A 26,358-nucleotide genomic window follows, 5' to 3' on the forward strand; every position below is an offset into this window, starting at 1 on the left:
GGGGATGTCGCGGGCTTTTACGCAGATGATAGTCCCTGAGGCCCGCAAAGCCGCCCGGATATACGGATCATAACCAGCGGAGAGCTCTACGGCTTGTCGAAGGTTGAGCTTTGTCGGCGGCGAGCGTCGCCGGGCCTCGCCAACGACGCCCCCTGGCGATGTTTCTCCGGGGCGATCCAAGGCGCGCGCGAAAGATAAAGCGCCTCGACACCAATTCGATTGAAGCTGCCGATCGGGTGGCTCCCTCGCTGCTGGCGTTGCCGATGCTTGAATGCGCAAAGCCCCGCGGTATTTTGGCCACGGGGATTTTTTTATTTGGTTGCGGGGGCTCGCAACCACCGATCCCGACATTCGTTAGTGCTGGCGATCTAACGCCTTGTGGTCGAGATGACCCGTTTCCGCGAACTTTTCCCAGGTGTGGTGCTCATCGTGGAGCTATTCATCTTCGATATCTAAGCGGCGACCAATGTTACAGCCCAACTCCGCCTACGAGCATGTACTTGATCTCGACGAACTCATCCATGCCGTGGAGCGATCCCTCGCGGCCGAGGCCCGACTCCTTCACACCGCCGAAGGGGGCGACCTCAGTGCCGAGAATGGCGGAGTTGATGCCGACCATGCCGGATTCGAGTTCCTCCGCGACGCGGAAGGCGCGGCCGAGATCCTTCGAGTAGAAATAGGCGGCCAACCCGAAGGGCGTGTCGTTGGCCATAGTGACGACCTCGTCCTCGGTCGTGAAGCGGTAGACCGGCGAAAGCTCAGAGGGAGCAAACCGGGACAAAAATTTAATGATTTTAGCTATAGAAATGTAATGACGACAACACCAATGAGTCATCGATTTAAATGGCGCGAGCGACGGGGTTCGAACACGTAACCTCCAGAGTGACAGGTCGGAAATTCGTGCATGGCTCTAATGGTCCGTTACACATTTCCGCGTACGAACCGGCTCATAACCAGAAATGTAATGGTTCCCTTGTGGCCTTTATTTCTCGTGGAGCCGCACCGCCAAACGATCGAACACGAAGATCGTCATTGGGTATCTCGTTCGTCATCGATCAGGATGCGCTCAGCCGCTCCGTTGAGGTCATCATATTGGCCATTGCGAAGCGACCATAGGAAGGCGGCAAGACCCGCCCCGCCCAGTAGCAATGCTAATGGGACGAGGAAAACGAGGCTGCTCATTCACCCGGCTCCTGAACCAAGAGTCTTCCAGCCGGTTGCGAGCTGGCGTTGACAGGCACGAGCGCTCGTCCTGCATCGAGGCGCAAGGCATTGGCGACGACGAGGATCGAGGACAGCGACATGGCAAGCGCCGCGATCAGCGGCGTGACATAGCCGGCGATCGCGACCGGCAGGGCGAGCACATTATAGAGGATCGCGAGCGCGAAGTTCTGCCGCACCAGCCGGCCGGCGGCCCGCGCGACGGCGACAGCGACCGGTACGGCATCGAGCCCGTCATGCAGGAAGACAAAATCCGCGGCGTTGCGGCCGATATCGGCGGCCGAGGCCGGCGCCATCGAGGCATGCGCCATGGCCAGCGCCGGAGCATCGTTGAGGCCGTCGCCGACCATCAGCACCTTGCGTCCCTCGGTCGCCAGCGCGGCGAGACGCTCAACCTTCCCGGCAGGCAGCAAACCGGCTGAGACCTCGTCGATGCCAAGCCGGCCCGCGATCGGTTGCACGGCCTCCGGACGATCGCCGGAGAGCAGCACGATGGCGAGCCCACCCCCGCGCAGGGCATCGACGGCGGCACGCGCCTGCGGGCGCAAGGTCTCGGCAAAGGCGAAGCAGGCGACGAGCGCGCCATCGCGGCTCAGCACCGTGCCGTTTTCCGGCTGGCCGCCCGCTTCCGCAAGTGCCCATTCCGCCCGCCCGAGGCGATAAAGATGGCCTTCCAGCGCGGCCTCGATTCCGAGCCCAGGATGCTCCCGAACTTCGCTCGGCGCCAGCCCCGCGTCCGGCGCCGCAGCCGCGATGGCGCGCGAGAGCGGGTGGCTGGAACGCCGCGCAATGGCCGCCGCGATGGCAAGATCGTTTGCCTGGAGCGAAGTAGGATCGACAAGTTGCGGCTGGCCATAGGTCAGCGTGCCCGTCTTGTCGAAGGCGACCGTATCGATCTCGGCGATCCGCTCGATGGCGGAGCCATCCTTCACCATGATGCCGGCCTCAAACAGGCGCCGCGAGGCCACGACCTGCACGATCGGCACCGCCAGCCCCAGCGCGCAGGGGCAGGTGATGATCAGTACGGCAATCGCGATGGTGATTGCCCGGTGCCAGTCGCCGGTGGCCATCATCCACCCGAGGAAGGCGATCAGCGCGGTCGCATGGACGACTGGCGAATAGAGCGCCGCCGCCCGGTCGGCGATGCGCCGATAACGGGCGCGGCCACCCTCCGCCGCCTCCATCAATCGGACCATCTCGGCAAGGAACGAGCTCTCGGCCTTTGCCGTTGCGCGGATCGTCAGCGGACCGGAGAGATTGAGCGTTCCGGCCTGCACCGGCATGCCCGGCGAGACGGATCGCGGCGCGCTCTCGCCGGTGGCGATGGCGCAGTCGAGCTCGGAAGCGCCCTCCTCCACGATGCCGTCGACCGGCACACGTTCGCCGGCGGTGAGCGCGATGCGCATGCCCGGCACGACCTCCCCCAGTGGCAGATAGTTCCGACTGCCATCGGCATCGAGCACGGTCGCGCCGCGCGGCGCCAGTCGCATCAGGCCGCGCACGGCAGCCCGCGTCTTCTCATGCATCAGGTGGTCGAGCGTTCGGCCAATCAGCAGGAAGAAGATCAGCGAGGTCGCGGCATCGAAATAGGCATGCGGGCCATCGTGGATCGTGTCGTAGAGGCTGAGCGCGAAGGCGAGGCAGATGCCGATCGAGATCGGCACGTCCATATTGGTGCGCCCGCGCCGCAGCACGACCCAGGCGGAAGCGAAGAAGATGCGGCCCGAGTAGATCAGGCAGGGCAAGGCCAGCGCGCCGGAAATCCAGTGGAAGGCCTGCCGCGTCTCAGGCTCCGCCCCCGACCAGACCGAGACCGAGAGCAGCATGATGTTCATGGCGCAGAAGCCGGCGACTGCCAGCGCCCGGATCAGCCGGTCGCGCTCGGGGTCCGTCCCTTCCGCCGCGCTCTCGAAGAGATGGCCGGGATAGCCGAGCCCGGCCAGCGCCGTCAGCAGCTCCGGCGCCTGCTCGCCCCGCCACTGCACGGCAACGCGGCGGGTCGAGAGATTGACCCGGACCTGCGCCACGCCCGGCAGTCGCGCAAGCCCGGTCTCGACCGTCCTTATGCAGGCGGCGCAGTGCAGGCCGGGGACCGAAAGGTCGCTCTGCCGCAGACCATTGCCGAGATCGCGGCTGGCGAGGCGAATCTCCTGCCGCGCAGCGGACGGATCGGGCGCGCCGTCCAGAGCCAGCGGCGGCGCGCAGCAGCTCACCTGAGCGCCTTGTAGCTGTGCCAGGTTGCGTGGCCGAGCAGCGGAAAGACGACGATCAGGCCGAGCAGCCCTGTCGCAACCGCGACGAGGAACAGCGCGAGCACGATAGCGCCCCAGGCGAGCATCACCGGCAGGTTCCGCCAGACCATTGAGATGCTGGTACCCATCGCGGTGAAGGCATCGACCCGCTCATCCAGCAGCATCGGGATCGCGAAGGCGCTGATGGCGAAGGAGAAGGCCGCGAACAGCCCGCCGACCACGGTGCCGACCAAGAGCATCGCCCAGCCGACCGGCGTCCCGAACAGCATGGCAGCGACCTCGTGGAGTCCTGGGAACGGCCGCAGGCCGAAGAACAGCGCGTAGATGATCACGGCCGCCCGCATCCAGACCAGCATCAGCAGCGACAGGATCGCGCCCGTGTACCAGACCTGCCCGCCCGAGGCCGCCTTGACGAAGATCATCCGCGAGAGGCTGACGGGCTCGCCCTGCCCGATCGCGCGGCTCTTCTGGTAGAGCCCGATCGCCAAGAGCGGCCCCATCACCATGAACCCGGCCAGAGCCGGGAACAGGATGTAGTCGAGCCCGAGCCGGAACAGGCCCCAGACGATGACGGCCGAGACCGCGAAAACCGCAAGCCCGTAGAGCAGGCTCGGCGCCGGATCGCGCCAGAGGTCGCGCCAGCCCGCTCCGAGCCAGGACAGGGCGGCCCCCGCCGGCAGATTGCGCCGCCGCTGCGCGGCGAGAGGCAGCGGCATCTCCTGGCCGTTCCCGATCGCAGCCATGTGCTCCTCCTCCCTCAGCAGGACGGACGGGCGGCGCGGAACCCGCCCGCCTCGCCCGCCGATTTCGCATGCGGCACACAGTCCGGCTGCGAGTCGATGGCGACATAGACCAGATGGGCGTTGGCGAGGATCAGCCCGCCCGCCAGCACCCCCGCGAGCGTCAGCCATAGGACCCTGCGCCCGCCGCGCCGCCGCGCCTCACCGTCCACTGGCGCGTTCATCGCTTCGCCTCGCCCAGCGAGCCGACATAGAGCGCCAGCAGCTTGATATCCGTCGGCGACAGGCGGCCCTCCCAGCTCGGCATCTGGCCCTGCCGCCCGCCATGGATGCTGTTGACCACCGATTGCAGGTCCCCGCCATAAATCCAGTTGGCATCAGTCAGGTCCGGCGCCCCGAGATCATGCTGGCCCTTCGCGTTTTCGCCGTGGCAGGCGACGCAATTCGCCGCGAAGACCTCTTTGCCGGCCGGGACGCGCGCCTGCTCGGCCGCGTCGAGCTTCTGGCCCGAGAGCGAGCGGACATAAGAAGCGACGGCGAGCACTTGCTCGCGCTGGAGGATGCCATCGCGGCCGAAGGCCATCATCTGCGCGGTGCGCGTATCCTTGGCCGTGCCGTTGATCCCGACACGGATCGTCTCGGCGATCGCCTCGGGACTGCCGCCCCAAAGCCAGGAGCCGGCGGCGAGATTGGGGAATCCCGGCCCGCCCCTGCCCTGCACGCCGTGACAGACGGCGCAGTTGTCCTCGAAGAGCGTGCGGCCGGTGTCGCGGACATGGCGCATCAGCTGGGGATCGGCGGCGATCTCGGCGAAGGAGGCCTTGTCGAGCTTCGCGGTCCAGCTTGCCCGCTCGGCCGCGGCATTACGCACCTGCTCGGTCACGACCTCGCGCTGATCGATGCCGAGCAGCCCCTTGGTGTAGGTCACGCCCAGCGGCCAGGCCGGCATCAGCAGCCAGTAGCCGATGGCGAACAGGGTGGTGACGGCCAGGAAGAACAATACCACACGCGGAATCGGCGTATCGAGTTCCTCGATGCCGTTCCACTCGTGGCCGGTCGTCATTGTCCCGGTGACGGGATCGCGTGCCGAATCTGCCATCGCTCAATCCCCCGGCCTGTCGTCCTTGTCGAAAATGCTCGTCTTGGCCCGGTCGAAGCGTTTCCGGTTCGAGGGCCACAAGGCGTAGATCAGCACGCCGGCCGCCATCGTGATGAGGTAGAACAGTCCCCAGCTCTTGGCGAAACCGGCCAGCGTGTTGTGATCGACCTCCATCGGCTCACTTCCCCGCCGCCGCGGTCTGCTTCTGCGCAGCGTCGGTCAGGCGGCCCAGAATCTGGAGATAGGCGACGACCGCGTCCATCTCGGTCAGGCGGCCGGGCTCGCCGTCGAAAGCGCGCACGTTCGTCGCCTCGCCATAGCGCTCGCTGACGCCGCCGGCATAGGCGCTGTCGGGGCTGGCCTGGCCATAGGCGTCCGCGCTCGCATTGGCGATCTGCGCATCAGTATAGGGCACACCGACCGCGCGCTGCGCCTTGAGATGCCGGCCAAGATCCGCGGCCTTCAATTCGTTGCGCATCAGCCAGCCGTATTTCGGCATCACCGATTGCGGCACGACATCGCGCGGGTTGATCAGATGCGCGACATGCCAGGCGTCGGAATACTTTCCGCCGAGCCGGGCGATATCCGGTCCCGTCCGCTTCGAGCCCCAGAGCATCGGGTGATCGTATTTCGACTCCACCGCGAGGGAATACGGCCCGTAGCGCTCGACCTCGTCGCGCAGCGTCCGGATCATCTGGCTATGGCAAGCATAGCAGCCCTCGCGGATGTAGATGTTGCGCCCGGCCAGTTCGAGCGGCGTGTAGACGCGCATGTCCGGCGCCTTCTCGACGGTCTCGCCGATGGTGAAGAGCGGCGCGATCTCGACGAAGCCGCCGATCGCGGAGACGCCGATGATAGCGAGCACGAAGCCGATCGCACTGCGCTCGAGCTTGCGGTGAAAGAACTCGCGCATCGGCTCACTCCCCCGCCTGAAGCGCTGCGCCCGGCAGCGCCGGCAGGTCCGTATCGACGGCGCCCGCCGCAGCCTGCCAGCGCGACATCCGGATCGTCATCCAGACATTGTAGGAGGCGACCACGGCGCCGAGCAGGAACAGGAACCCGCCGACGGTGCGCGCGATGTAATAGGGGCGCATCGCGACCAGACTGTCGATGAAGGAATAGGCCAGCGTGCCGCTGTCATTATAGGTGCGCCACATCAGGCCCTGGATGATGCCCGAGTTCCACATCGCGAAGACGTAAATGACGGTCCCGGCCAGCGCGAGCCAGAAATGGACCTCGATCAGCTTGGGCGAATACATCCGCTCGACCTTCCACATCCACGGCACCAGCGCGTAGAGCGAGCCGAAGGTGATCATCGCCACCCAGCCGAGCGCGCCGGCATGGACATGGCCGACGGTCCAGTCGGTGTAGTGCGAGAGCGAGTTGACGGCCCGGATCGCCATGAACGAGCCCTCGAAGGTCGAGAGCCCGTAGAACACGGCGGCGACCATCATGAAGCGCAAGGTCGCGTCGTCACGGACCTTGCCCCAGGCGCCGTTCAGCGTCGCCAGTGCGTTGCCGGCCGAGGCCCAGGACGGCACCAGCAGCACCACCGAGAAGGTCATGCCCAGCGTCTGCACCCATTGCGGCAGCGCCGTGTAGTGCAGGTGGTGCGAGCCCGCCCACATATACATGAAAGTGATGCCCCAGAAGCTGATGATCGACAGCCTGTAGGAGAAGATCGGTCGCCCTGCCCGCTTCGGCAGGTAGTAATACATCATCCCGAGAAAGCCGGAGGTCAGGAAGAACGCGACGGCGTTATGGCCGTACCACCACTGCGTCATTGCATCCTGCACGCCGGAGAACAGCGAATAGCTCTTCACCTCGCCGAAGGAGATCGGCACCGCCAGGTTGTTGACGATATGCAGCACCGCCACGACCAAAATGAAGGCCATGTAGTACCAGTTAGCGACGTAGATATGCGGCTCCTTCCGCCGCTGCAGCGTGCGGATATAGAGCAGGAAATAGGTGACCCAGACGACGACGAGCCAGAGATCGGCATACCATTCCGGCTCGGCATATTCCTTCGACTGGGTGACGCCCATCAGGTAGCCGCTGGCCGCCAGTACGCAGAACAAGTTGTAGCCGATCAGCACGAACCATGGGCTGAATTGATCGGGCAGGCGCGCCCGCGTCGTCCGCTGCAGGACATGGAACGAGGTCGCGATCAGCGCATTGCCGCCGAAGCCGAAGATCACGCCGGAGGTATGGACCGGCCGGATGCGGCCGAAGCTCGCCCAGCCGGCATCGAAGGTAAGATCCGGCCAGGCCAACAGCGCCGCGACCCAGACGCCGAAGAACATGCCGACCACGGCCCAGCCGAGTGAGAGCACGATGCCGACCCGAGTTGGATCGTCGAAATAGCGCGTCAGGCGCTCGTCAGACGGCTCCGGCGCGAAATATTGCGACATGACGAGGCCGAGGCAGCCGAGTCCAAACAGCATGACGATGACGCCGTGGACGCCGAACAGGTCTTCCTTACCGGCGATCGCCATGGCGAGCCCGCATAGCGCCAGGGCGGCCGAGATTCCAATTGCGCGCTGTCGCTCCGCGACAGTGAGTGCCGCAATCATCGCTCCCCCTCTCCGTAGCCAGCGCGGGCCTGCGGCCTCAGGCTTTCAAGGTCGGTATCGCACAAAAGAAGTATTTCAGATACCTAATTTGCCGATGGCAGGGTCGGACAAAATGCCGTAGTCGGCATCTGATCGTAGCGACAGTGGGCCGTATCCTCCCCCTCACTGTTTCTCGATCTCCGCGAGATAGGTCCGCACCGCCCGCTCCGGCCCGTGCCAGGAGGCACTGCCCTTGCCCTGCAATTCGGGCGCGTCCTTCCAGCCCGGCTCGATTCCGGTCATGTCCGGCAGCAGGTGGGCGATGCCCTTGTGGCAGTCGATGCAGGTCTTCTCGCCCGTCGTCAGGAAGCGGCTATGGATATCGGCGGCGCGGCGCGTCTGCTTGGTGAAATCCATAGCGACCGAGGAATGGCAGTTCCGGCATTCCAGTGAATCATTCGCCTTCAGCCGGGCCCATTCGTGCTTGGCGAGTTCGAGCCGCAGGTTGAGGAACTTTTCGCGCGTCGAGATCGTGCCGAAGATCTTGCCCCAGACCTCCTTGGAGGCCTGCATCTTGCGGGCGATCTTGTCGGTCCAGTTATGCGGAACATGGCAGTCCGGGCAGGTCGCGCGCACGCCCGAACGATTCGAGAAATGGATCGTCGACTGCAGCTCCTGATAGACGTTGTCGCGCATCTCGTGACAGGAGGTGCAGAACTTCTCGGTGTTGGTGACCTCCAGCGCCGTATTGAAGCCGCCCCAGAACAGCACGCCGCCGACGAAGCCGCCGAGCGTCAGAACGCCAAGCGGCAGATAGGCGCTCGGCCGGCTGATGATGCGCCAGAAGCTGACGACGACGCCCCAGCACCACAGGACGAGGGATTTGAACCTGGCCATGATCCCGCCCCGCTATGGCTTCCGGCCGATGTCTTTGGCGTCCTGGAACCGGTTCGGGACCAGGGGCGCAACATCGGTCTGCTGGACATGGCAGGCGGTGCAGAAATAGCGCCGCGGCGTCACATCCGAGAGCACCTGCCCGTCGCGGTCCTGGAAATGGGTCACGCTGATCATCGGCGCGCCCGAGCCTTCCGTGAACTCGCGCTTGTGGCAGTCCATGCAGCGATTGGTGTTGAGGGTGAGCTGGTAGCCGTCGATCGCATGCGGAATCACCGGCGGCTGCTCGGGATAGTTGCGCATGCGCCTGACATCATCGACGATCGGGCGGCCGAGAGCCGGAACGCGTTCGAGCGCCATCGGATCGGCGGTGCCCGTGAGGCGCGGCACGATCTTCACCGGCGCGCCCTCCTGCGAGACGGCGGCACCGAAGGCGAGGACGAGGCCCGCCGCGAGGGCGGCCCCGAGGAAGGTCCGCGAGCGCATCAGCCCGAGACCGGAACGATCTTGACCGCGCATTTCTTGAAATCCGTCTGCTTGGAGATGGGATCGGTGGCGTCGAGCGTCGTCTTGTTGATGAGCTGGCTGGCGTCGAACCAGGGCACGAAGACCACGCCGGGCGGCATGCGGTTACGCCCACGCGTCTCGACGCGGGTGCGCATCTCGCCGCGCCGCGAGACCACCGTGATCTCGGCGCCTTGGTTGAGCCCGCGCTTGCGGGCATCCTCAGGGTGCATGAAGCAGCGCGCGCCGGGGAAGGCCTTGTAGAGCTCCGGCACGCGCATGGTCATCGAGCCGGAATGCCAGTGTTCCAGCACGCGGCCGGTGACGAGCCAGAGATCGTATTCGGCGTCGGGCGATTCCGCCGGCGGCTCGTAGGGCACGGCGATGATCCGGGCCTTGCCGTCCTTGTTGCCGTAGAACTCGACGCCCTTGCCCGGCTTCACATAGGGGTCGAGCCCCTCGCGATAGCGCCAGAGCGTCTCCTTGCCGTCGACCACCGGCCAGCGCAGGCCGCGCACCTGATGGTAGAGGTCGTAAGGCCCGAGATCATGACCATGGCCGCGGCCGAAGGCGGCATATTCCTCGAACAGCCCCTTCTGCGCGTAGAAGCCGAAATGCTTGGCTTCGACATTGTCGTATTCGGGATCGATCTCGCTTGCGGCGAACTTGTCGACATTGCCGTTGCGGTAGAGCACGTCGAAGAGCGTCTTGCCCTTGTAGTTCGGGTTGGCGTCGAGGATTTCCGCCGGCCAGACCTCGTCGGTGGTGAAGCGCTTCGAGAACTCCATGAGCTGCCAGAGGTCGGAGCGCGCCTCGCCCGGCGCCTGCACCAGCTGATGCCAGACATGGGTGCGCCGCTCGGCATTGCCGTAGGCCCCCTCCTTCTCGACCCACATCGCGGCGGGCAGGATCAGGTCGGCGGCCATTGCCGTCACCGTCGGATAGGCATCGGAGACGACGATGAAATTGTCAGGATTACGATAGCCCGGATAGGCCTCGTTGGTGTTGTTCGGCGAGGCCTGCAGGTTGTTGTTGACCTGGATCCAGTAGAAATTGAGCTTGCCGTCCTTGAGCATCCGGTCCTGCTCGACGGCGTGGTAGCCGGGCTTTTCCGGGATGATCCCGTGCGGGACGCGCCAGATCTCCTCGGCATGCTTGCGGTGCTCGGGATTGGTCACCGTCATGTCGGCCGGCAGGCGATGGGCGAAAGTACCAACCTCGCGCGCCGTGCCGCAGGCCGAGGGCTGGCCGGTGAGCGAGAACGGGCTGTTACCCGGCTCGGAGATCTTCCCCGTCAGCAGATGCAGGTTGTAGACGAGCTGGTTCGCCCAGACGCCGCGCACATGCTGGTTGAAGCCCATCGTCCAGAACGAGGTGACCTTGCGCTTGGGATCGGCATAGAGCTCGGCGAGCTGCTGCAGGAAGCCGGGCTCGACCCCGGTCAGGGCCGAGACCTTCTCCAGCGTGTAATCCTTCACGAAGGCGGCATAGGCCTCGAAATCGATCGGCGTCGTCGCGGTGACATCCTCCGCCTTGCGCGCCTTGACCTCGCGCGGATCGTCTGGCCGCAGGCCGTAGCCGATCTCGGTCGCGCCCTTCACGAAGGTGGTGTGCTTGCCGACGAAATCCTTGTTCACCCGCCCGGTCGTGATGATGTGGTTGGCGATGTAGTTGAGGATCGCGAGATCCGTGCCCGGCTTGAACACGATCGGGATGTCGGCGAGGTCGGAGCTGCGGTGAGTATAGGTCGAGAGCACCGCGACCTTCACATGCGGCTGGCCGAGCCGGCGGTCGGTCACTCGCGTCCACAGGATCGGGTGCATCTCCGCCATGTTCGAGCCCCAAAGCACGAAGGCGTCGGCATGCTCGAAATCGTCGTAGCAGCCCATCGGCTCGTCCATGCCGAAGGTGCGCATGAAGGCGTAGGCGGCCGAGGCCATGCAGTGGCGGGCGTTGGGGTCCAGATTGTTGGAGCGGAAGCCGGCCCGCATCAATTTGGTCGCGGCGTAGCCTTCGAAGATCGTCCACTGGCCGGAGCCGAACATGCCGAGCGCGGTCGGCCCCTTGGCCTTGAGCGTCGCCTTGGCCTTGGCGGCCATGGTGTCGAAGGCCTCCTCCCAGGAGACCGGCGTGAACTCGCCGTCCTTGGCGTAGACGCCGTTCTTCTTGCGCAGCAGCGGCTGGGTCAGCCGGTCGTTGCCGTACATGATCTTGGAGAGGAAATAGCCCTTGATGCAGTTCAGGCCGCGATTGACGTCGGCCTTCATGTCGCCATGGGTGGCGATGACCTTGCCTTCCTTGACGCCGACCATGACGCCGCAGCCGGTGCCGCAGAAGCGACACGGCGCCTTCGACCATTTGATCTGCAGACTGTCGACGCCGCCGGTCACCGGCTGGGCTTCGGCCGGCACGCTCATATTGGCGGCAAGCGCGGCGACGCCGGCCGCCTGCGCCTTCAGCATCTCGCGACGGGACAGGGTCATGGGATCACTCCGGGGTCGTCGAGGGTTTCGAGGTCTTCGATCTGCTCGAACACCATGTTGGCCGAGAGCACGCCGTCGATCAGGCTGATGGCGGCCAGCCGGTCGCCGATCACGCCGGTGCTGGAGCCTTCCAGCACGATCACGATCTTGCCGTTCTCGACCCGATGGATCTCGGTCTCGGGAAGCTCTGCGATACGGGCGAGCACAGCCTCGACCTGCGCCGGCAGGGCCGAGACAACGGCGCTCGAAATATGATGGAAGCGCGGGCGCGCAGTCTCAGCCATGGGCGGCCTCCTGCGGCAGCATGCTGACGGCGACGGCCTGCGCCGGACAGGCTGCGACGCAGGCGCCGCACCCGTTGCAGCGATCGCTCGCGATCTCGGGCAAAGCCGGGCCGCCGAGCCGTGGCCGGAAACGGATCGCACTCTCCGGGCAGGCATCGCCGCAGCTCTGGCAGACGATACCGCGTCCGGCGAAGCAATCCGCGCCGATGACGGCCCGATGCTCGAAGGCCGGAATGGCCCGGTCGAAGACCGGTTCCGGACAAGCCTCGGCACAGGCGCCGCAGAAGCTGCAGTCGTTTCGCGAGAAATCGAGGGCGGGCCGGCCGGTTTCGTCGAGCGCGACGATCCCCTGCGGACAGGCAGGCACGCAGGCCCCGCAGCCGGTGCAGGCGGCAGCGACGGAAGCCGCGCGCGCCCAGGGCGGGCGCGGCCTGTCGGGCGGCGAAAGGCGCCGGCCCGTCAGGAAATTACGGCGCCCACGATCGATGACGGAGCGTTCCATCGCCCGGCCTCAATGCGGCGGCCCGGGCGGGCCCAGGATGATCTGGGACATCCACACCAGGAAGCCGTATCCGCCGACGACGCCCACGGCAACGATCGGCCAAATCAGCACGGCCAGCGTCAGGAAAGCCAGTAATTCGGCCCGTTTCGTCGGCCGCTCCGGAGCGGCTTCCGGGCCACTCGCCCCCGCAGTCTCCGTCGCCATCTCTTTTCCTTCTCCAAGACGGCCGATCACGTATCGCGCCGTCGCCAGATTAGAGATCGAGGAAGGAGAATAAGCAGCTCTGCGCCGCTGTACAGCCTCACAAGTGCTGACACGCCCGATTTGTGAGCTGAGTTTGATGTAGCGCAAACTGAACCGTTCGAATCCTTCGAAACCGCGGCGCCCCTCTCCCGCCACGATCTGTGCTGCGGTAGCCTGCCCGACAGACGAGCGACGCAAAGCTTTTCCTAGCGCAGCTTTCGACCGCCGAGTTTGCTGCAGCGCAAACATGCCTGATTCTGGATCGACTAGCTGAGATCACGGGCAGCGTTCCGAAACACGGAAAGCCCGCCTTGGTTGCCCTCGGCATCCGGCCGCCCCTGGCGATTCCGGACATCCCCTTCACGCGGTCATGACACTCACTCCCCAGAATCTGAGAAGGTTGCCGATCTTTGCGGCGCTGTCCGATGCCGAGCGACGTGCCATCGCGTCAGCGGCGTCATTGCAGCATCTTGCGAGAGGTGAGCGCGCGTTTTCCGAAGGAGCGCCGGTCGGCGAGTTCTTCCTGATCCTGTCCGGGCATGTGAAGCTCTCGCGAGCCAGTAGGCACCGCGGCGGCGTCATCCTGCGGATCGCTCACCCGGGCGAGCCTTTCGGGCCCGCTGGCGGAACGCAAGGTAGCCTGCAGACCACCACCGCTATCGCCCAGCGCGACTGCCTGCTCGCCGTCTGGCCCATCGAGACCTGGAACCGGTTCCTGCACGACATGCCGGGCCTGGCGATCGGGCTGTTGGGGGTTCTAGAGCGCCGCCTGGCCGTCACTCAGGACAGGCTCATCGAGATAGCCTCTCTCGATGTTCCCCGCCGCATCGCCCATCTTGTCCTGCGCCTGATTGATCAGGCAGGGCGGCAGGACGAGAAGGGCATTCGGGTCGATTTCCCCATCACGCGGCAGGACATTGCCGCGCTCACGGGAACGACCCTGCACAGCGCATCCCGCATTCTCACGAATTGGGAGCGGCAGGGCATCATCGGCGGTGGCAGGCGGGAACTGCTGGTCCAGAGCGTACCGGCCCTAGTCGACCTCGCCACGGCCCGTTTAGCCGGCCCGGCACCACGCTGATCGGCGAAGCTGCGCCACGCGACGCGGCCATACCCGGATGGATGGCCCCAGGGGTCGGCGGATTGTTTGCCGAAGCGCAAAGAGGCCGGGCGCCGCGGCCGATAAGACCGGTCTTCCCTGCCCGCGCGGCGGGTCAAGAGCCGGCGGTGCCGGCGTCGCCTCAACAAGGCGCAACGGAAGGGTGCACGCATGGCCGAACGTCTGACAAAGGCGGGAGCCCGAAATGTCTTCTACGGCGGATCGATCTTCTTCTTCGCCATCTTCGTCGGGCTCACAGCCCATAGCCACTGGTACATGCGGACGAAATCCACCGACGAGTCGACGCTGACGCCCGCGGTCGCCCGCGGCAAGCATGTCTGGGAGCGCAATTCCTGCATCAACTGCCACACGCTGCTGGGCGAAGGTGCCTATTTCGCGCCGGAACTGGGCAATGTCTGGAAGCGCTACGGCGGCGACAAGGACGCGGCCGGCGCCCGCGAGAGCCTGAAGGCCTGGATGGCGGCCCAGCCGACAGGGATCGAGGGCCGGCGCCAGATGCCGCAGTTCAACCTGACCGAGCAGGAACTCAACGATCTCGCCGACTTCCTGGAATGGACGAGCCGGATCAAGACCCAGAACTGGCCGCCCAACGATGCCGGCTGAGATGTCGCGACAGGAGAGAGCCATGCCAGGCTACAATACGACCAGATATCAGACCCAGAACGTCGCGATGCTGTATTTCTACGGCGCGCTGACGCTGTTCCTCGCCCAGGTCACCTTCGGGCTGGTCGCCGGCCTGATCTACGTGCTGCCGAACACGCTGTCTGAGCTGCTGCCCTTCAACATCGTGCGCATGATCCACACCAATGCGCTGGTGGTCTGGCTGCTGCTCGGCTTCATGGGCGCAACCTACTATCTGCTGCCCGAGGAGGCGCAGACCGAACTTTACAGCCGCAAGCTCGCCGTTTTGCAGTTCTGGCTGTTCTTCATCGCGGCCGCGATCGCCGTCGTCGGCTATCTCTTCCGCATCCATGAGGGGCGGGAATTCCTCGAGCAGCCTTTCATCATCAAGGTCGGCATCGTGGTGGTCGTGCTGATCTTCCTGTTCAACATCACCATGACCTCGCTGAAGGGCCGCAAGACCACCGTCACCAACATCCTGCTCTTCGGCCTCTGGGGCCTGGCGATCTTCTTCCTCTTCGCCTTCTACAACCCGGCCAACCTTGCGCTCGACAAGATGTATTGGTGGTATGTCATCCATCTCTGGGTGGAAGGCGTCTGGGAGCTGATCATGGCCTCCGTCCTGGCCTTCCTGATGATCAAGCTCAACGGCGTCGACCGCGAGGTCGTGGAGAAGTGGCTCTACGTCATCGTCGGACTCGCCCTGTTCTCCGGCATCCTCGGCACCGGCCATCACTATTACTGGATCGGCGCGCCCGGATACTGGCAGTGGATCGGCTCGCTGTTCTCGACGCTCGAGGTCGCGCCGTTCTTCACCATGATCCTCTTCACGGTGCACATGACCTGGAAGGCGGGCCGCAACCACCCCAACCGCGCCGCCCTGCTCTGGTCGGTCGGATGCTCGGTCATGGCCTTCATCGGCGCCGGCATCTGGGGCTTCCTGAACACGCTATCCTTCGTCAACTACTACTCGCACGGCACGCAGCTCACCGCCGCCCACGGCCACCTCGCCTTCTTCGGCGCCTATGTGATGCTGAACCTTGCCGTGATGGCCTATGCGATCCCCGAGCTGAAGGGCCGCGCGCCCTACAACCAGTGGCTCTCGATCGTCAGCTTCTGGCTCATGTGCTCGGCGATGATCGTGATGACCTTTGCCCTGACCTTCGCGGGCGTTGTCCAGATCCACCTCCAGCGCGTGATGGGCCAGTTCTTCATGGAGGTCCAGGAGCACCTTGTCCTGTTCTACTGGATCCGGCTCGGCTCGGGGGTCGCGGTGGTGCTCGCGGCGCTGATGTTCGCCTGGGCCGTCCTGGTGCCCGGCCGCGAGCGGAGTGCCGAGCCGATCGGCCTCGCCCAGCCTGCCGAATGACGGACCTTCGCCCGGCGGCGCCCCCGCCGCCGGGCCTCCATTTCCGCACCACCGCGTGAGGACACCAGCATGAACATGATCCAGAAGCCGTCCGCCGGCCTGCCCATCCCTGCGCCCGCGGACATCCCCGCCTACACCGCCTCCGGCAACGAGCTCTTCCTGTTCGAGAAGGCCTGGGAGCGGCGCCTGCCGCTGCTGCTGAAGGGGCCGACCGGATCGGGCAAGACCCGTTTCGTCGCGCACATGGCCGGCAGGCTCGGCCTGCCGCTCTTCACGGTCTCCTGCCATGACGACCTGTCCGCTGCGGATCTCACCGGCCGCCACCTGCTCAAGGGCGGCGAGACCGTCTGGGTCGACGGCCCCCTGACGCGGGCCGTGCGCGAGGGCGGGCTCTGCTATCTCGACGAGATCGTCGAGGCCCGCAAGGACGTGGCGGTGGTGCTGCATCCGCTCACCGACGACCGGCGCATCCTGCCGCTGGAGCGCACCGGCGAGCTGCTCGCGGCCCCGCCCTCCTTCATGATCGCGGTCTCCTACAACCCCGGCTACCAGAACCTTCTGAAGAACCTGAAGCCCTCGACCCGGCAGCGCTTCGTCTCGATCAGCTTCGACTTCCTGCCGCGCGATCAGGAGATCGCGGTCGTCGCGCAGGAAAGCGGGCTCGACGAGGCCGCGGTCGCGCCGCTGGTCGATCTCGCCCGTCGTCTGCGCACGCTCAAGGGCCAGGACATCGAGGAAGGCGTCTCGACCCGCCTCCTCGTCTATGCCGCAAGCCTGATCGCCGCCGGCCTGCCTCGGCAGGAAGCCGTGATGGCCGCGATCATCGAGCCGCTGACAGACGAACCCGAAGTCCGCGCGGGGCTGGTCGAAATCGCCCGCGCCGTCCTCGCCTAGGAGCGCCGCGATGCTGGACTTCCTGGAAATGGAAGAGACGGTCGGGCGCTTCTGGCACAAGCTGGTCGGCGATACCGCCAGCTTGCCGCATCATCCCGAAGCTGCGGTGGCATTGTCCTCGATCACGTCGACGCTGGCCGTCTGCTTCCGCGGCTTCGGCGGTGAGCCGGGCGTCAGGATCGTTCCGGCACGCGGGCGCGCGGCCACCCACCGGCTGCGGCTGCGTCAGCGCGTCGGCCTCGGCGAGGAGCGGCTGGTCCAGGCGCTCCGCACGCCGGACAGCCTGCAGCTTCCGGCCGAGATCGCCCTCTTCCCGGAGCGCAGCCTCAATCGCGATCTGTATGTCTGGCTCGCTGCCGCCATGTCGGCTGCGCCGCCCGCCCCGGTGGCGCAGGGCGATCCGCTCCGGCGCGACCTTGCCCTGATCGCGGCGGCACGCGCTTTGGTCTCGACCGTTCTCGAAAGCTTCGCCGGCTTGGTCCCTGTCTACCGCCGGCTTGCCGAGGCGACGCTGGCCGGCCGGCACCGCCAGGGCCTGCCCGCGACCGAAGCGAAAGTGGAGGCGCTCATCTGCGCGCTGCTGCGGGGCGACGACGTCGACCTTTCGTCCGCGGCTTGGTCGATGGCTGCGCCGGCCGGCTATCTGCCGGCCCTCGGCGTGCCGCTCTGGCCGTTGGCGAGCGCGGTCGCTCCCGCCCGCACGCGCCGGCGCGACGAGGACCAGCCGCCGCCGGCTTCGACGAGGGCCGAGGAGCAGATGAAGGCCTATACCGCCAGCCGCGACGAGACGGCGGAAGAGTGGCGCGAGCGCAGCCCCTTCATCCTCAACCGCTTCGAGAAGATCCTGGCGATGTCGGAGATGGTCGCGGTCGACCGTCCCTCCGACGACAGCGAGGAACATGACCCGGAAGCCGCCGACGAGCTCGACGAGATGGTCCTGAGCGAGCGCAAGGGCCGCCCGGCTTCGCGCTTCCGCTTCGATCTCGACCTGCCCCCGGAGGCGATGGACGAGACGGCGATCGCCGGCGCCCTGTCCTATCCGGAATGGGATTTCCGCAGCGCCTCCTATCGTGAGGATCATTGCCGCGTGCTTGCCGGTTTGGCCCAGCAGGAGCTGGTGCCGCCGGTGCAGGATGCCGCGACCCGCGCGCTGGTGCGCCAAGTGCGGCGGCAGTTCGAGGCCTTGCGGCCGCTCCGCGAGCCGCAGCGAGGCCAGATCGACGGCCCCGATCTCGACCTCGACGCCGTGGTGCGCCGCCAGGCCGATCTCGCCGCCGGCGGCTCCGGCAGCGACCGCATCCATCTGGCGAGCCGGCCGCAGGCGCACGACCTCGCCGTGACCACGCTGATGGACGTCTCGCTCTCGACCGATTCCTGGTTCGACGATCTGCGCGTGCTCGATGTCGAGAAGCAGGCGCTCACCGTCTTTGCCCATGGCCTGGCCGCCTGCGGCGACCGCCACGAGATCCTCACCTTCACCTCGCGCCGGCGCGACTGGGTGCGGATCGAGACGGTGAAGCGCTTCGACGAAGCGATGGGACCGGCGGTGGAGGCGCGCATCGCCGCCCTGAAGCCCGGCTACTACACGCGCATCGGCACGGCGATCCGCCATGCCGCAGCCGGCCTGAAGGCGAGGCCCGATCGGCGCAAGCTCCTGCTCGTCCTGACCGACGGCAAGCCCAACGACATCGACCATTACGAAGGCCGCTTCGCGATGGAGGATACGCGCATGGCGGTGATCGAGGCGCGGCGCGCCGGCATCTGCGTCTTCGCCGTCACCGTCGACCGGGAATCGCGCGCTTACATCCCGCATCTCTTCGGCCGCAATGGCCACGCCGTGGTCGCCCGGCTCGATCGCCTGCCGGCCGCCCTGCCGGCGATTTACCGCGCGCTGGCCACCTGAGTGCCCGAAGCCAAAAGCAAGCCCTCGTCCTGAGGAGCCGTTTCGCCAGAAATGGCGTCTCGAAGGATGCTCCAGGAGGCTCCGGAACCATCTGGAGCATCCTTCGAGACGCAGCCTTCCGCTGCTCCTCAGGATGAGGGCTCGAACGTCAAGACAAGCGTTGAGGAGAACGCCATGACCGACGCTCAGATGGGTCTCGTCGTCGCCACGCCCGCGATCATCGTGATGGCCCTGCTGCTCTACCGGATGGGCGTGCTCCAGAAAGGCGGCGTCGCCGCCGCCGTCATGATGTCGCTCGCCATCGCCGTCCTGCTCTTCCTCGAACAGTGAGGCCGCCAAAAGCGCGCAGTTTGCGCTTCGGCAAATTGCCGCAGGGAGGGCTCCGTTAGGCTGGAGAGCCGCCCGCATCGGGGCCGCAACCGGAGCCGAACCATGACCATCCAGCCTCTCGAACCGCTCGACGTGCGCACGATTCCGCCGGTCGTGCGCCATGCCACGATCTTCGGCATCCTGGAGCGGCTCTCCCCCGGCGATGCCTTCAGCATCGTCAACGATCACGATCCCGCGCCGCTGCGCCGGCAGATCGACGCGCGTTATCCCGGCGTCTATTCCTGGGGCTACATCGTCCAGGGTCCGGAGATCTGGCAGGTCGAGATCGGCCGCAACGAAGCCGGCAGCGATGAATATGCCGCCGATTGCGGCGGCCATGACGAAGGCCATTCCTGCACCTGCGGTCACTGACCGCTTCGCATCCGGGAGACCGCAGCCATGCCGATGGCATCGCTGTCCCGCTGGACGATGAGCTACTTCGCGGCCGCGCTCGCCTTCCTGCTTGCGGCCGAGGCTCTCGCCGTCGCCGGCATCGGCTATCCCGCCGCCGGCCTCGGGGAGCCCGCGACACTCGTCCTCGTCCACCTCGTGGCTGTCGGCTGGCTCAGCCTCGCCATGGCCGGCGCGCTGCTGCAGTTCGTGCCGGTTCTGGTCTCCCGCCCGCTTGCCTTCCCCCAACTCGCTCTGCCGGTGCTGGCCGCGCTGGCCGCCGGCCTCATCCTGCTCAGCACCGGCTTCGCCACGCTGGCCGGCTGGATCGACGCCCCGCTCGACCTCCTGCCGCTGGGCGGCGCCGCGCTGCTCTCGGGCCTGACCCTGCTCGGCCTGATGCTGGCCGTGACGCTGCTGAACGCGAGGCCCATCGCCTTGTTCGCCCGTTTCGTCCTCGTCGGCCTCGCCTGCCTCGCAGCCACGGCGATGAGCGGCGCGGCCTTCACCACGCTCCTGTCGGGACGCGGTGGCTGGCTCGGCCACGTCGCGTTGCTTCCCGACGGCCTGCCCTTCCACGCCCTGCTCGGCCTGGGCGGCTGGCTCGGCCTGATCGCCTTCGGCGTCACCTACCGCCTCTTCGTCATGTTCATGATGGCGCCGGAGCCGCCCGCACGCGGGGTGCGCCCGGTGCTGCTGTTGGCCAGCCTGGGGCTCGGCCTCGCCTTCGCGGGCCTCGCCGCCCCCTTCGCCGGCATCGAGCCCGGCGCCACCTGGATCGTAGCGGCGCTCATCATGCTCGTCCTGGCCAGCCTCCTCTACGGCCGGGGCATCCTCGCGCTTTACAGCGCCCGCAGGCGCAAGGCGCTGGAGATCAACATGCTCGCCAGCATTCCCGCCTTTGCGGCGCTCGCGCTTGGATTGGCGCTGCTGCCGGTCGCCGTCGTGGCCCATGCCGGGGACGGCTCGATCGCGGCACTCGTCTTCCTCGTCGTCTTCGGCTGGCTTGGCGGCTTGACGCTGGCGCAGCTCGTGAAGATCGTCTCCTTCATGACCTGGCTCGAAACCTATGCGCCCCGGCTCGGGCGCGGCCCGGCGCCGCGCGTCGGCGATCTCGTCGCCATGCCGCGCACCGGCTGGTGGTTCCTGCTCTACTATGCAGGGGTCGCGTTCGGAACGGCGGCGCTCGCGATGGAGGCGACCGGCGGCTTCCGATCGAGCATGGCGATCGGCCTGGCGGGAACGATCGGCATCGCCGCCGAGCTGGTCCACATCCGCCGCTTGTCGCAGATCAAGGCTGCCGACCGGCCGCCGGCGCATGAACGCCCCAGGCTCTTCGCCGCTCGGGCAGAGGAAAGGAGACCGGACCATGTCCACACCGGAACCATCGCCCATCCGCGAGCTTGACGTCCGCCCGATGCTGCTGGCCGGCGAGGAGCCGTTCCAGGCGATCATGGAGGCCGTCGGCGCGCTGGCGCCGGGCGAGTCCCTGCGCCTCGTCGCGCCCTTCCGGCCGGTGCCGCTGTTCTCGGTGATGGCCAATCGCGGCTTCTCCGCCAGTGACCGCCCGCTCGACGGCGGCGACTGGGAAGTCGTGTTTTCGCCTGTCGCCGAGATGCAGGCCGAGGCCGGGCTCGCCACGGGCAGCAGCCCCTCCGCCATCTTCTGGGGCGACCCCGTCGAGGAGCTCGACCTGATCGATCTCGAACCGCCGGAGCCGATGGTGCGCATCCTTGAAGCACTCGAGGCGCTGCAGCCCGGCGATGTGCTGTTCGCACTGCTCGCCCGCGAGCCGGTCTTCCTCTTTCCGGAACTGGCCAAGCGCCAGCATGAATGGGCCGGCAATTTCGACGCGTCCGGCACGGCCTATCGCCTGCTCGTGCGCCATGGCGGCGGGAGGGCGCACGGATGAGCACCAATCTGGAGCGCCTCGTCGAGATCGCGCTGCGTGACGTGCTCGACCCCGAGATGGGCCGCAGCATCATCGACCTCGGCCTGATCTACGCGATCGCGGCGGCGCCGGACGGTTCGGTCGCGATCACCATGACGACGACCACGCGTGGCTGCCCGCTCACCGGCTTCCTGAAGGAGGCCGTGGCCTTTGCCGCCGGCGCCGTCGAGGGCGTCACGGGCGTCACCGTAACGCTGACCTATGAGCCGGCCTGGGAGCCAGCAATGGTCGCCGCCGAGTGACCTAGTGTCCAGCGGCAATCGTCAGAGATGTTGTGCTGCAACAAAGATCGAATTCGCCAGGCTCCTAAAGTGCTCATGACCGATCCATTGACGGTCATTGGAAGGAGACAAGCCATGGGCGAAGAACTCAAACTGACCCGCCGTAGCATACTGGCGGGGGCGGCAGCCACCGGGGCGATCGTCCAGGCCGCCTCTGCACCGGCGCAGGCCCAGGCCGTGATGACCAAGGCCACCGCCGCCGATATTGCGAAGCTGCCGCGCATCAAGCCGAAGCTGGTCGATCCCCCCTTCGTGCATGCGCATGAGCAGGTCGCGACCGGAGGCCCCAAGGTCGTCGAGTTCACGATGACCATCCGCGAGAAGAAGATCATTCTTGACGACGCCGGAACCGAGACCTTCGCCTTTACCTTCAACGGCACGGTCCCGGGCCCGATGATGGTTGTCCACGAGGGCGACTATGTCGAGCTGACGCTGATCAACGCCGAAACCAACGAGCTGATGCACAACATCGACTTCCATTCGTCGACAGGTGCGCTCGGCGGCGGCGCCCTGACCGAGGTCAACCCCGGCGAGAAGGTCGTGCTGCGCTGGAAAGCCACCCGCCCGGGCGTATTCGTCTACCACTGCGCCCCTCCGGGCATGGTGCCCTGGCACGTTACGGCCGGCATGAACGGCGCCATCACGGTGCTGCCGCGCGACGGACTGAAGGACCATCAGGGCAAGCCGCTGAAGTACGACAAGGCCTATTATGTCGGCGAGCAGGACTTCTACGTGCCGCGCGACGAGAACGGCAAGTTCAAGCGCTATGCCAGCCCTGGCGAAGCGCATGAGGATGTCGCCAAGGCGATGCGCACGCTGACCCCGAGCCATGTCGTCTTCAACGGCAAGGTCGGCGCCCTGACCGGCAAGAACGCGCTCACCGCCAAGGTCGGCGAGACGGTGCTGATCCTGCATTCGCAGGCGAACCGTGACACCCGCCCGCACCTGATCGGTGGCCATGGCGACTATGTCTGGGCGACGGGCAAGTTCCGGAACCCGCCAGAGCGGGACCTCGAGACCTGGTTCATCCCCGGCGGCTGTGCGGGGGCGGCGCTCTACACCTTCCTGCAGCCGGGGATCTACGCCTACGTCAACCACAACCTGATCGAGGCGTTCGAACTCGGTGCCGCCGGCCACTTCAAGGTCGAAGGCGAGTGGAACGACGACCTGATGAAGCAGATCGTGGCCCCGGCCGGCATCTGACTTCTCTCAGCCTCCCCGCGACCAGCGGGGAGGCTCCTTCCCAATAGGGCTTCCGGCCATGGGTACGACGCTCAACACTTCACTGCCGAGACTGACGACTTCCCTCGGCTTCCTGTTCATGGCGGGTGCCGCAGCACTTCTGCTCGCCGGCCCCGCGAACCACGCCGTACCGGCCTTCCCCATGCCCCAGACGGCCATCGTGCCTCCGGCGACGCTGTTGCACCGCGTCGACGGCGAGTACAGCCGCGCGGGCCGCCCGATCGACGCCCCGCGCGTGACCGTCCGGCTCGCGCAGCCGCTCGAGATCATGCGGTATCAGGTAACCGCCGCTGATTTTTCGCGCTGCATCAGCGCCGGGGCCTGTAGGAACCTCGATCATGCGGCGGCTCGCGGAGACCTGCCGGTGACTGGCGTCAGCCATGCCGACGCCATCGACTACGCCAACTGGCTGTCTCGCGAGACAGCCGCCGCCTGGCGTCTGCCGAGCGATGGCGAATGGGCTCAGGCCGCCGGCTCGCGCTTCGTCGACGACGCGCGGGGCCTGGACGGCAGCGAGACCAACCCGGCGCTGCGCTGGCTTGCAGACTACGAACGAGAAGCCAATCGCAAGGCAGCTTCCGACCCGGCCCCCCTGCCGATCGGCAGCTTCGGCGCGAACGAGCACGGCGTCCACGACATCGCCGGCAATGTCTGGGAATGGACGCAGACCTGCTTACGGCGCGTCACGCAGGATGCTGCCGGCCGGACGACCAGCGAGACCACCAATTGCGGGATCTATGTCGTCGAGGGCCAGCATCGCGCCCCGATGAGCTTCTTCATTCGCAACCCGAAGGCGGGCGGCTGCTCGGTGGCGACTCCGCCCGACAATCTCGGCTTCCGGCTGGTCCGCGAGCAGAGCTGGCGCGACCGGCTGCGCAGGCTGCTGCCGGCATGAACGTCGCGTTACGCGAGGGCCTGGATACCACGCAGCCGGAAGCCGGGAGTGGCATCGAGCTCCTGCTCTGGATCCTGATCTGGAGCGAGCTCGCCGTCTTCGGCGCTCTGCTCGGCGCCTTCCTGCTGTTGGGAATGCTCGATCCCGCTGCGCTGGCTGCCGTGCGCGGCGAACTCGACCTTCCGCTCGCGGGCATCGCCACGGCCATACTCGTCTCCAGTGGCTTCTTCGCCGCTCGGGCGGCGTCCGGATGGCAGCCACTAGGCAATCTCATTGCCGCAGCTCTGGGCGGCCTCATATTCTGCGGCCTCAAGATCGTCGCGTTCACCCACGAACTTCCGGCGCTGGCCGCCATGGAAGCACGCCTCGCCGAGCTCTACATGCTCATCGTCGGCTTCCACTTCGCTCATGTCCTGTTCGTCGCCGGCTTGCTGCTGCTCGTCGCCTGGCGACCGACGCCGAGGCATATCGCCGGCGTCGCCACGATCTGGCACCTGATCGACCTCGTCTGGCTCCTGATCCTCCCCGTCGTCTATCTCGGCTGACATGCGTTTTTCTCCTGCCCTGCCCCTCCCGGCCATTCTCATCTGCCTGTTCGTTGCAACGGGGCTGAGCCTGCTCGCAGCCTCCGTCCTGCCCGCCGGGTTTCGGGGCGCGGCCATCGCGGCGCTCAGCCTGACGAAGGCGATACTCGTCGTGCTGGGCTTCATGCAGCTGCAGCGGGAGAACGTGGTGCTGGCCGGCGCCCTGATCGGCTATGCGGCTCTGATATGCCTGTTGGCAGGCGCCAGGATCGCGCTCTCCGGGATATCGTGACGCACTTGAACCCCTGTCGCGATTGCGGTCTTATTCCGCATCCCGTCTGCGTGAAATCAGAATGCGGGCACGTTTGGAACCGCGCACAGGGAAGGCAGCACCGTGGCTTTGGATCGCAGCGTGCTGCGTAGCATCCCGCTTTTCGCGGCCATGAGCGACGCGCAGCTCGACCGCATGACCGCGCAAGCGAGCGCGCGGCGAATTCCCCAGGGCGAGGCGGTCTTCGAGCAGGGCGATCCGGCAAAGGCCTTCTATCTCCTGCTGCATGGCCGGCTCAAGGTGACGCAGGTGACGCGTGATGGTCAGCAGATCATCGTCCGTGTCGTCCACCCCGGGGACCTGTTCGGCTTTACGCGCGCACTCAGCCGCCCCGACTATCCGGGAACCGCGACGGCCGCCGTCGACAGCCTCGTTTCGGCATGGCCGAGCGAATCCTGGGACAGCTTCGTCGAAGACAATCCGCACCTGGCGATGAACGCCATACGGACCATCGGCCAGCGTCTCGACGAGGCCCATACACGCATCCGCGAGATGTCCACCGAGGAAGTCGAGCGCCGCGTGGCCCATGCCGTGCTGCGACTGATCGAGCAGGCCGGGAAACGCGATGTGGCCGGCATGCGCGTTGATTTTCCGATCTCGCGCCGCGACATCGCAGAAATGACCGGAACCACCCTGCATACGGTCTCGCGCATCCTCAGCGCCTGGGAGACGCAGGGACTGGTCGAAGGCGGCCGGCAGAAGCTCGTGGTTTGCGATGCGCCTGCGCTGAAACGGCTCGCCGAGAACGTGAAGTAGCGGGATGATCCGCGTGCCTCACTGCGGCTTGTAGAACTCCACGAAGAAGCGAATGGGGCCGCAAGGCTCGACCTCGTGCAACGAGGCCGGGAATATCTGCGGATGGACGCCCTCTGACAGCAGCAATTCTTCGCCGTTCTGCAGATCGCGGAAGCGCAACGAGCCGGCGAGCACATGCAGCTTGGCCCAGACGCCCGGCTTCGTGGCATGAGCCTTGAGCAGGCCGCCCGGAATGGTATCTTCGGTAAACTCTGGCGAACGCCGATAAGCGACGAGCCCCTCAGGCCACCGGGGCATCGGCTGCCTCCCAGTCGTAGAGATGGATCAGCTTGGGATCGTCCGCATGATCGATGAGCATGCGGCGGACGCGATCCTGCCAGAGCGCGGCGAAGCTGGAGAGGCCCGCCTCATCGGCCTGCCCGGATACGGCCCGAGGCATGACGGCGGCCATCTCCTCGGCATGCGGCACCGCTCCGGTGTCGATGTCGACAACCACCCCCTGCCCGGTGTCGCGGCGGCGCAGCGCCATGACCCCTTCGATGTCGGCCCCGAACCGAAGCAGGTCACGCCGGGCAAAACGATGCGCCGGGCCGATGCCGTGAAAGCCGCTTTCCGCCGTAGCTCCGGTGAGCAGCGTCACGACTGAGGCCAGAACGCCAGTCGTCCCCTGGTCGCGCTCGTCCCGCATCAGCACCTCGACGCCGCCGCGCTCCGGCAGTTCGTCTTCATAGAGGTAGGAAAGGCCGTTGATGACCATCAGATAGGCGCCTGCGACGGCTGGGCAGGAATGGCCGGCAAGGCGCACCGCATCCTCGTAGCTGTAATCCAGGATGCCATCTTCGCTGGCGCCGAGAAAGGCAGCGAGCGGATCCCTGACCTTGAGGCGCGGAGCCTGCGCAAAAAAGGACGGAAACGTCATCAAGCCACCTCGATCTCAA

At 66.4% G+C, this 26,358-nt stretch carries 31 protein-coding genes and 1 pseudogene; 15 read left to right on the forward strand and 17 right to left on the reverse strand.

Annotated features, from left to right (window positions below; all coding sequences use genetic code 11):
* Positions 1-469: 469 nt before the first annotated feature.
* The 15 genes and pseudogenes from OCUBac02_RS22250 to napE all read right to left on the reverse strand — a co-directional run.
* Positions 470-757, reverse strand: a pseudogene (locus OCUBac02_RS22250) (aldehyde dehydrogenase family protein); the annotation flags it as partial.
* 272 nt (positions 758-1,029) lie between these two features.
* Positions 1,030-1,182, reverse strand: a complete 153-nt coding sequence (ccoS, locus tag OCUBac02_RS22255; RefSeq protein ID WP_173048764.1) for a cbb3-type cytochrome oxidase assembly protein CcoS — start codon at positions 1,180-1,182, stop codon at positions 1,030-1,032.
* Positions 1,179-3,434, reverse strand: coding sequence for a heavy metal translocating P-type ATPase (locus OCUBac02_RS22260; RefSeq protein ID WP_173048766.1), 2,256 nt, complete (start codon positions 3,432-3,434; stop codon positions 1,179-1,181). Before OCUBac02_RS22260 ends, ccoS begins: the two co-directional genes overlap by 4 nt.
* On the reverse strand, positions 3,431-4,216 hold the full coding sequence (locus OCUBac02_RS22265; protein WP_244639019.1) for a DUF2189 domain-containing protein: 786 nt from the start codon (positions 4,214-4,216) through the stop codon (positions 3,431-3,433). The genes OCUBac02_RS22260 and OCUBac02_RS22265 overlap by 4 nt, the downstream gene beginning before the upstream one ends.
* 14 nt (positions 4,217-4,230) lie before the next feature.
* A complete protein-coding gene (locus tag OCUBac02_RS22270; protein WP_173042966.1) occupies positions 4,231-4,437 on the reverse strand; it encodes a hypothetical protein in 207 nt (68 codons plus the stop codon).
* The gene (gene ccoP / locus OCUBac02_RS22275; protein WP_173048768.1) at positions 4,434-5,312 is read right to left on the reverse strand and encodes a cytochrome-c oxidase, cbb3-type subunit III; all 879 of its coding nucleotides are present in this window, start codon (positions 5,310-5,312) and stop codon (positions 4,434-4,436) included. Before ccoP ends, OCUBac02_RS22270 begins: the two co-directional genes overlap by 4 nt.
* Positions 5,313-5,315: 3 nt before the next feature.
* Positions 5,316-5,486, reverse strand: coding sequence for a cbb3-type cytochrome c oxidase subunit 3 (locus OCUBac02_RS22280; RefSeq protein ID WP_173048770.1), 171 nt, complete (start codon positions 5,484-5,486; stop codon positions 5,316-5,318).
* Positions 5,487-5,490: 4 nt separating this feature from the next.
* A complete protein-coding gene (gene ccoO / locus OCUBac02_RS22285) occupies positions 5,491-6,225 on the reverse strand; it encodes a cytochrome-c oxidase, cbb3-type subunit II (protein ID WP_173048772.1) in 735 nt (244 codons plus the stop codon).
* A gap of 4 nt (positions 6,226-6,229) precedes the next feature.
* Positions 6,230-7,885, reverse strand: coding sequence for a cytochrome-c oxidase, cbb3-type subunit I (gene ccoN / locus OCUBac02_RS22290; protein ID WP_173048774.1), 1,656 nt, complete (start codon positions 7,883-7,885; stop codon positions 6,230-6,232).
* A 162-nt stretch (positions 7,886-8,047) separates the two neighbouring features.
* On the reverse strand, positions 8,048-8,761 hold the full coding sequence (locus OCUBac02_RS22295) for a cytochrome c3 family protein (protein WP_173048776.1): 714 nt from the start codon (positions 8,759-8,761) through the stop codon (positions 8,048-8,050).
* A gap of 12 nt (positions 8,762-8,773) precedes the next feature.
* Positions 8,774-9,277, reverse strand: a complete 504-nt coding sequence (locus tag OCUBac02_RS22300; RefSeq protein WP_173048778.1) for a nitrate reductase cytochrome c-type subunit — start codon at positions 9,275-9,277, stop codon at positions 8,774-8,776.
* On the reverse strand, positions 9,244-11,745 hold the full coding sequence (napA, locus tag OCUBac02_RS22305) for a periplasmic nitrate reductase subunit alpha (protein ID WP_173048780.1): 2,502 nt from the start codon (positions 11,743-11,745) through the stop codon (positions 9,244-9,246). The genes OCUBac02_RS22300 and napA overlap by 34 nt, the downstream gene beginning before the upstream one ends.
* Positions 11,742-12,029: a chaperone NapD gene (locus OCUBac02_RS22310; protein WP_173048782.1), complete on the reverse strand. Its 288-nt coding sequence runs from the start codon at positions 12,027-12,029 to the stop codon at positions 11,742-11,744. Before OCUBac02_RS22310 ends, napA begins: the two co-directional genes overlap by 4 nt.
* Positions 12,022-12,531, reverse strand: coding sequence for a ferredoxin-type protein NapF (gene napF, locus OCUBac02_RS22315; RefSeq protein WP_173048784.1), 510 nt, complete (start codon positions 12,529-12,531; stop codon positions 12,022-12,024). Before napF ends, OCUBac02_RS22310 begins: the two co-directional genes overlap by 8 nt.
* 9 nt (positions 12,532-12,540) lie before the next feature.
* Positions 12,541-12,735, reverse strand: coding sequence for a periplasmic nitrate reductase, NapE protein (napE, locus tag OCUBac02_RS22320; RefSeq protein WP_173049803.1), 195 nt, complete (start codon positions 12,733-12,735; stop codon positions 12,541-12,543).
* Positions 12,736-13,174: 439 nt separating this feature from the next.
* On the opposite strand from napE, the gene OCUBac02_RS22325 reads away from it, so the two are divergent.
* From OCUBac02_RS22325 to OCUBac02_RS22395, 15 genes are all read left to right on the forward strand, one after another.
* A complete protein-coding gene (locus OCUBac02_RS22325) occupies positions 13,175-13,855 on the forward strand; it encodes a Crp/Fnr family transcriptional regulator (RefSeq protein WP_173048787.1) in 681 nt (226 codons plus the stop codon).
* Positions 13,856-14,044: 189 nt separating this feature from the next.
* Entirely contained in the window at positions 14,045-14,497 is a 453-nt protein-coding gene (locus OCUBac02_RS22330) for a c-type cytochrome (RefSeq protein ID WP_173048789.1), read from the forward strand.
* Between the two features lie 22 nt (positions 14,498-14,519).
* On the forward strand, positions 14,520-15,884 hold the full coding sequence (locus tag OCUBac02_RS22335) for a cbb3-type cytochrome c oxidase subunit I (protein WP_173048791.1): 1,365 nt from the start codon (positions 14,520-14,522) through the stop codon (positions 15,882-15,884).
* 75 nt (positions 15,885-15,959) lie between these two features.
* Positions 15,960-16,778, forward strand: coding sequence for a CbbQ/NirQ/NorQ/GpvN family protein (locus tag OCUBac02_RS22340; protein WP_374679298.1), 819 nt, complete (start codon positions 15,960-15,962; stop codon positions 16,776-16,778).
* A gap of 10 nt (positions 16,779-16,788) precedes the next feature.
* Positions 16,789-18,681 (forward strand): nitric oxide reductase activation protein NorD, encoded by a 1,893-nt coding sequence (locus tag OCUBac02_RS22345; RefSeq protein ID WP_173048795.1) that lies wholly within the window; start codon positions 16,789-16,791, stop codon positions 18,679-18,681.
* Positions 18,682-18,855: 174 nt separating this feature from the next.
* Positions 18,856-19,011 carry a hypothetical protein gene (locus OCUBac02_RS22350; protein ID WP_173048797.1) on the forward strand — a complete coding sequence of 52 codons (156 nt, stop codon included), beginning with the start codon at positions 18,856-18,858 and terminating at the stop codon, positions 19,009-19,011.
* A gap of 102 nt (positions 19,012-19,113) precedes the next feature.
* Positions 19,114-19,422: a DUF2249 domain-containing protein gene (locus tag OCUBac02_RS22355; RefSeq protein ID WP_173048799.1), complete on the forward strand. Its 309-nt coding sequence runs from the start codon at positions 19,114-19,116 to the stop codon at positions 19,420-19,422.
* Positions 19,423-19,449: 27 nt separating this feature from the next.
* Entirely contained in the window at positions 19,450-20,847 is a 1,398-nt protein-coding gene (locus OCUBac02_RS22360; RefSeq protein WP_173048801.1) for a hypothetical protein, read from the forward strand.
* A complete protein-coding gene (locus tag OCUBac02_RS22365; protein WP_173048803.1) occupies positions 20,810-21,352 on the forward strand; it encodes a DUF2249 domain-containing protein in 543 nt (180 codons plus the stop codon). The genes OCUBac02_RS22360 and OCUBac02_RS22365 overlap by 38 nt, the downstream gene beginning before the upstream one ends.
* Positions 21,349-21,633 (forward strand): metal-sulfur cluster assembly factor, encoded by a 285-nt coding sequence (locus tag OCUBac02_RS22370; protein ID WP_173048805.1) that lies wholly within the window; start codon positions 21,349-21,351, stop codon positions 21,631-21,633. The genes OCUBac02_RS22365 and OCUBac02_RS22370 overlap by 4 nt, the downstream gene beginning before the upstream one ends.
* A gap of 114 nt (positions 21,634-21,747) precedes the next feature.
* Positions 21,748-22,875, forward strand: coding sequence for a copper-containing nitrite reductase (gene nirK / locus OCUBac02_RS22375; protein WP_173048807.1), 1,128 nt, complete (start codon positions 21,748-21,750; stop codon positions 22,873-22,875).
* A gap of 58 nt (positions 22,876-22,933) precedes the next feature.
* The gene (locus OCUBac02_RS22380) at positions 22,934-23,809 is read left to right on the forward strand and encodes an SUMF1/EgtB/PvdO family nonheme iron enzyme (protein WP_173048809.1); all 876 of its coding nucleotides are present in this window, start codon (positions 22,934-22,936) and stop codon (positions 23,807-23,809) included.
* Positions 23,806-24,354: a cytochrome c oxidase subunit 3 family protein gene (locus OCUBac02_RS22385; protein WP_173048811.1), complete on the forward strand. Its 549-nt coding sequence runs from the start codon at positions 23,806-23,808 to the stop codon at positions 24,352-24,354. The genes OCUBac02_RS22380 and OCUBac02_RS22385 overlap by 4 nt, the downstream gene beginning before the upstream one ends.
* Position 24,355: 1 nt before the next feature.
* A complete protein-coding gene (locus tag OCUBac02_RS22390; RefSeq protein ID WP_173048814.1) occupies positions 24,356-24,625 on the forward strand; it encodes a hypothetical protein in 270 nt (89 codons plus the stop codon).
* A gap of 102 nt (positions 24,626-24,727) precedes the next feature.
* The gene (locus OCUBac02_RS22395; RefSeq protein ID WP_244639020.1) at positions 24,728-25,420 is read left to right on the forward strand and encodes a Crp/Fnr family transcriptional regulator; all 693 of its coding nucleotides are present in this window, start codon (positions 24,728-24,730) and stop codon (positions 25,418-25,420) included.
* 18 nt (positions 25,421-25,438) lie between these two features.
* On the opposite strand, the gene OCUBac02_RS22400 is transcribed toward OCUBac02_RS22395, so the two are convergent.
* Complete coding sequence (locus OCUBac02_RS22400) at positions 25,439-25,717, reverse strand: TehB family protein (RefSeq protein WP_173048818.1); 279 nt, start codon at positions 25,715-25,717, stop codon at positions 25,439-25,441.
* On the reverse strand, positions 25,701-26,339 hold the full coding sequence (locus tag OCUBac02_RS22405) for a hypothetical protein (protein WP_173048820.1): 639 nt from the start codon (positions 26,337-26,339) through the stop codon (positions 25,701-25,703). The genes OCUBac02_RS22400 and OCUBac02_RS22405 overlap by 17 nt, the downstream gene beginning before the upstream one ends.
* Positions 26,340-26,358 lie beyond the last annotated feature (19 nt).

Source organism: Bosea sp. ANAM02 (assembly GCF_011764485.1).
Lineage (GTDB): Bacteria > Pseudomonadota > Alphaproteobacteria > Rhizobiales > Beijerinckiaceae > Allobosea.

Excerpts from the sequence above, each read along its gene's own strand:
- OCUBac02_RS22280 (WP_173048770.1), bottom strand. The coding sequence starts at position 5,486 with ATGGAGGTCGATCACAACACGCTGGCCGGTTTCGCCAAGAGCTGGGGA.
- OCUBac02_RS22400 (WP_173048818.1), bottom strand. The coding sequence starts at position 25,717 with ATGCCCCGGTGGCCTGAGGGGCTCGTCGCTTATCGGCGTTCGCCAGAG.
- OCUBac02_RS22345 (WP_173048795.1), top strand. The coding sequence starts at position 16,789 with ATGCTGGACTTCCTGGAAATGGAAGAGACGGTCGGGCGCTTCTGGCAC.
- napF (WP_173048784.1), bottom strand. The coding sequence starts at position 12,531 with ATGGAACGCTCCGTCATCGATCGTGGGCGCCGTAATTTCCTGACGGGC.
- OCUBac02_RS22335 (WP_173048791.1), top strand. The coding sequence starts at position 14,520 with ATGCCAGGCTACAATACGACCAGATATCAGACCCAGAACGTCGCGATG.
- OCUBac02_RS22390 (WP_173048814.1), top strand. The coding sequence starts at position 24,356 with ATGCGTTTTTCTCCTGCCCTGCCCCTCCCGGCCATTCTCATCTGCCTG.
- OCUBac02_RS22360 (WP_173048801.1), top strand. The coding sequence starts at position 19,450 with ATGCCGATGGCATCGCTGTCCCGCTGGACGATGAGCTACTTCGCGGCC.
- OCUBac02_RS22385 (WP_173048811.1), top strand. The coding sequence starts at position 23,806 with ATGAACGTCGCGTTACGCGAGGGCCTGGATACCACGCAGCCGGAAGCC.
- OCUBac02_RS22330 (WP_173048789.1), top strand. The coding sequence starts at position 14,045 with ATGGCCGAACGTCTGACAAAGGCGGGAGCCCGAAATGTCTTCTACGGC.
- napA (WP_173048780.1), bottom strand. The coding sequence starts at position 11,745 with ATGACCCTGTCCCGTCGCGAGATGCTGAAGGCGCAGGCGGCCGGCGTC.
- OCUBac02_RS22380 (WP_173048809.1), top strand. The coding sequence starts at position 22,934 with ATGGGTACGACGCTCAACACTTCACTGCCGAGACTGACGACTTCCCTC.
- ccoO (WP_173048772.1), bottom strand. The coding sequence starts at position 6,225 with ATGCGCGAGTTCTTTCACCGCAAGCTCGAGCGCAGTGCGATCGGCTTC.
- OCUBac02_RS22370 (WP_173048805.1), top strand. The coding sequence starts at position 21,349 with ATGAGCACCAATCTGGAGCGCCTCGTCGAGATCGCGCTGCGTGACGTG.
- ccoS (WP_173048764.1), bottom strand. The coding sequence starts at position 1,182 with ATGAGCAGCCTCGTTTTCCTCGTCCCATTAGCATTGCTACTGGGCGGG.
- OCUBac02_RS22355 (WP_173048799.1), top strand. The coding sequence starts at position 19,114 with ATGACCATCCAGCCTCTCGAACCGCTCGACGTGCGCACGATTCCGCCG.
- OCUBac02_RS22365 (WP_173048803.1), top strand. The coding sequence starts at position 20,810 with ATGTCCACACCGGAACCATCGCCCATCCGCGAGCTTGACGTCCGCCCG.
- OCUBac02_RS22270 (WP_173042966.1), bottom strand. The coding sequence starts at position 4,437 with ATGAACGCGCCAGTGGACGGTGAGGCGCGGCGGCGCGGCGGGCGCAGG.
- OCUBac02_RS22340 (WP_374679298.1), top strand. The coding sequence starts at position 15,960 with ATGATCCAGAAGCCGTCCGCCGGCCTGCCCATCCCTGCGCCCGCGGAC.
- ccoP (WP_173048768.1), bottom strand. The coding sequence starts at position 5,312 with ATGGCAGATTCGGCACGCGATCCCGTCACCGGGACAATGACGACCGGC.
- ccoN (WP_173048774.1), bottom strand. The coding sequence starts at position 7,885 with ATGATTGCGGCACTCACTGTCGCGGAGCGACAGCGCGCAATTGGAATC.
- OCUBac02_RS22405 (WP_173048820.1), bottom strand. The coding sequence starts at position 26,339 with ATGACGTTTCCGTCCTTTTTTGCGCAGGCTCCGCGCCTCAAGGTCAGG.
- OCUBac02_RS22300 (WP_173048778.1), bottom strand. The coding sequence starts at position 9,277 with ATGCGCGGTCAAGATCGTTCCGGTCTCGGGCTGATGCGCTCGCGGACC.
- nirK (WP_173048807.1), top strand. The coding sequence starts at position 21,748 with ATGGGCGAAGAACTCAAACTGACCCGCCGTAGCATACTGGCGGGGGCG.
- OCUBac02_RS22265 (WP_244639019.1), bottom strand. The coding sequence starts at position 4,216 with ATGGCTGCGATCGGGAACGGCCAGGAGATGCCGCTGCCTCTCGCCGCG.
- OCUBac02_RS22350 (WP_173048797.1), top strand. The coding sequence starts at position 18,856 with ATGACCGACGCTCAGATGGGTCTCGTCGTCGCCACGCCCGCGATCATC.
- napE (WP_173049803.1), bottom strand. The coding sequence starts at position 12,735 with ATGGCGACGGAGACTGCGGGGGCGAGTGGCCCGGAAGCCGCTCCGGAG.
- OCUBac02_RS22310 (WP_173048782.1), bottom strand. The coding sequence starts at position 12,029 with ATGGCTGAGACTGCGCGCCCGCGCTTCCATCATATTTCGAGCGCCGTT.
- OCUBac02_RS22295 (WP_173048776.1), bottom strand. The coding sequence starts at position 8,761 with ATGGCCAGGTTCAAATCCCTCGTCCTGTGGTGCTGGGGCGTCGTCGTC.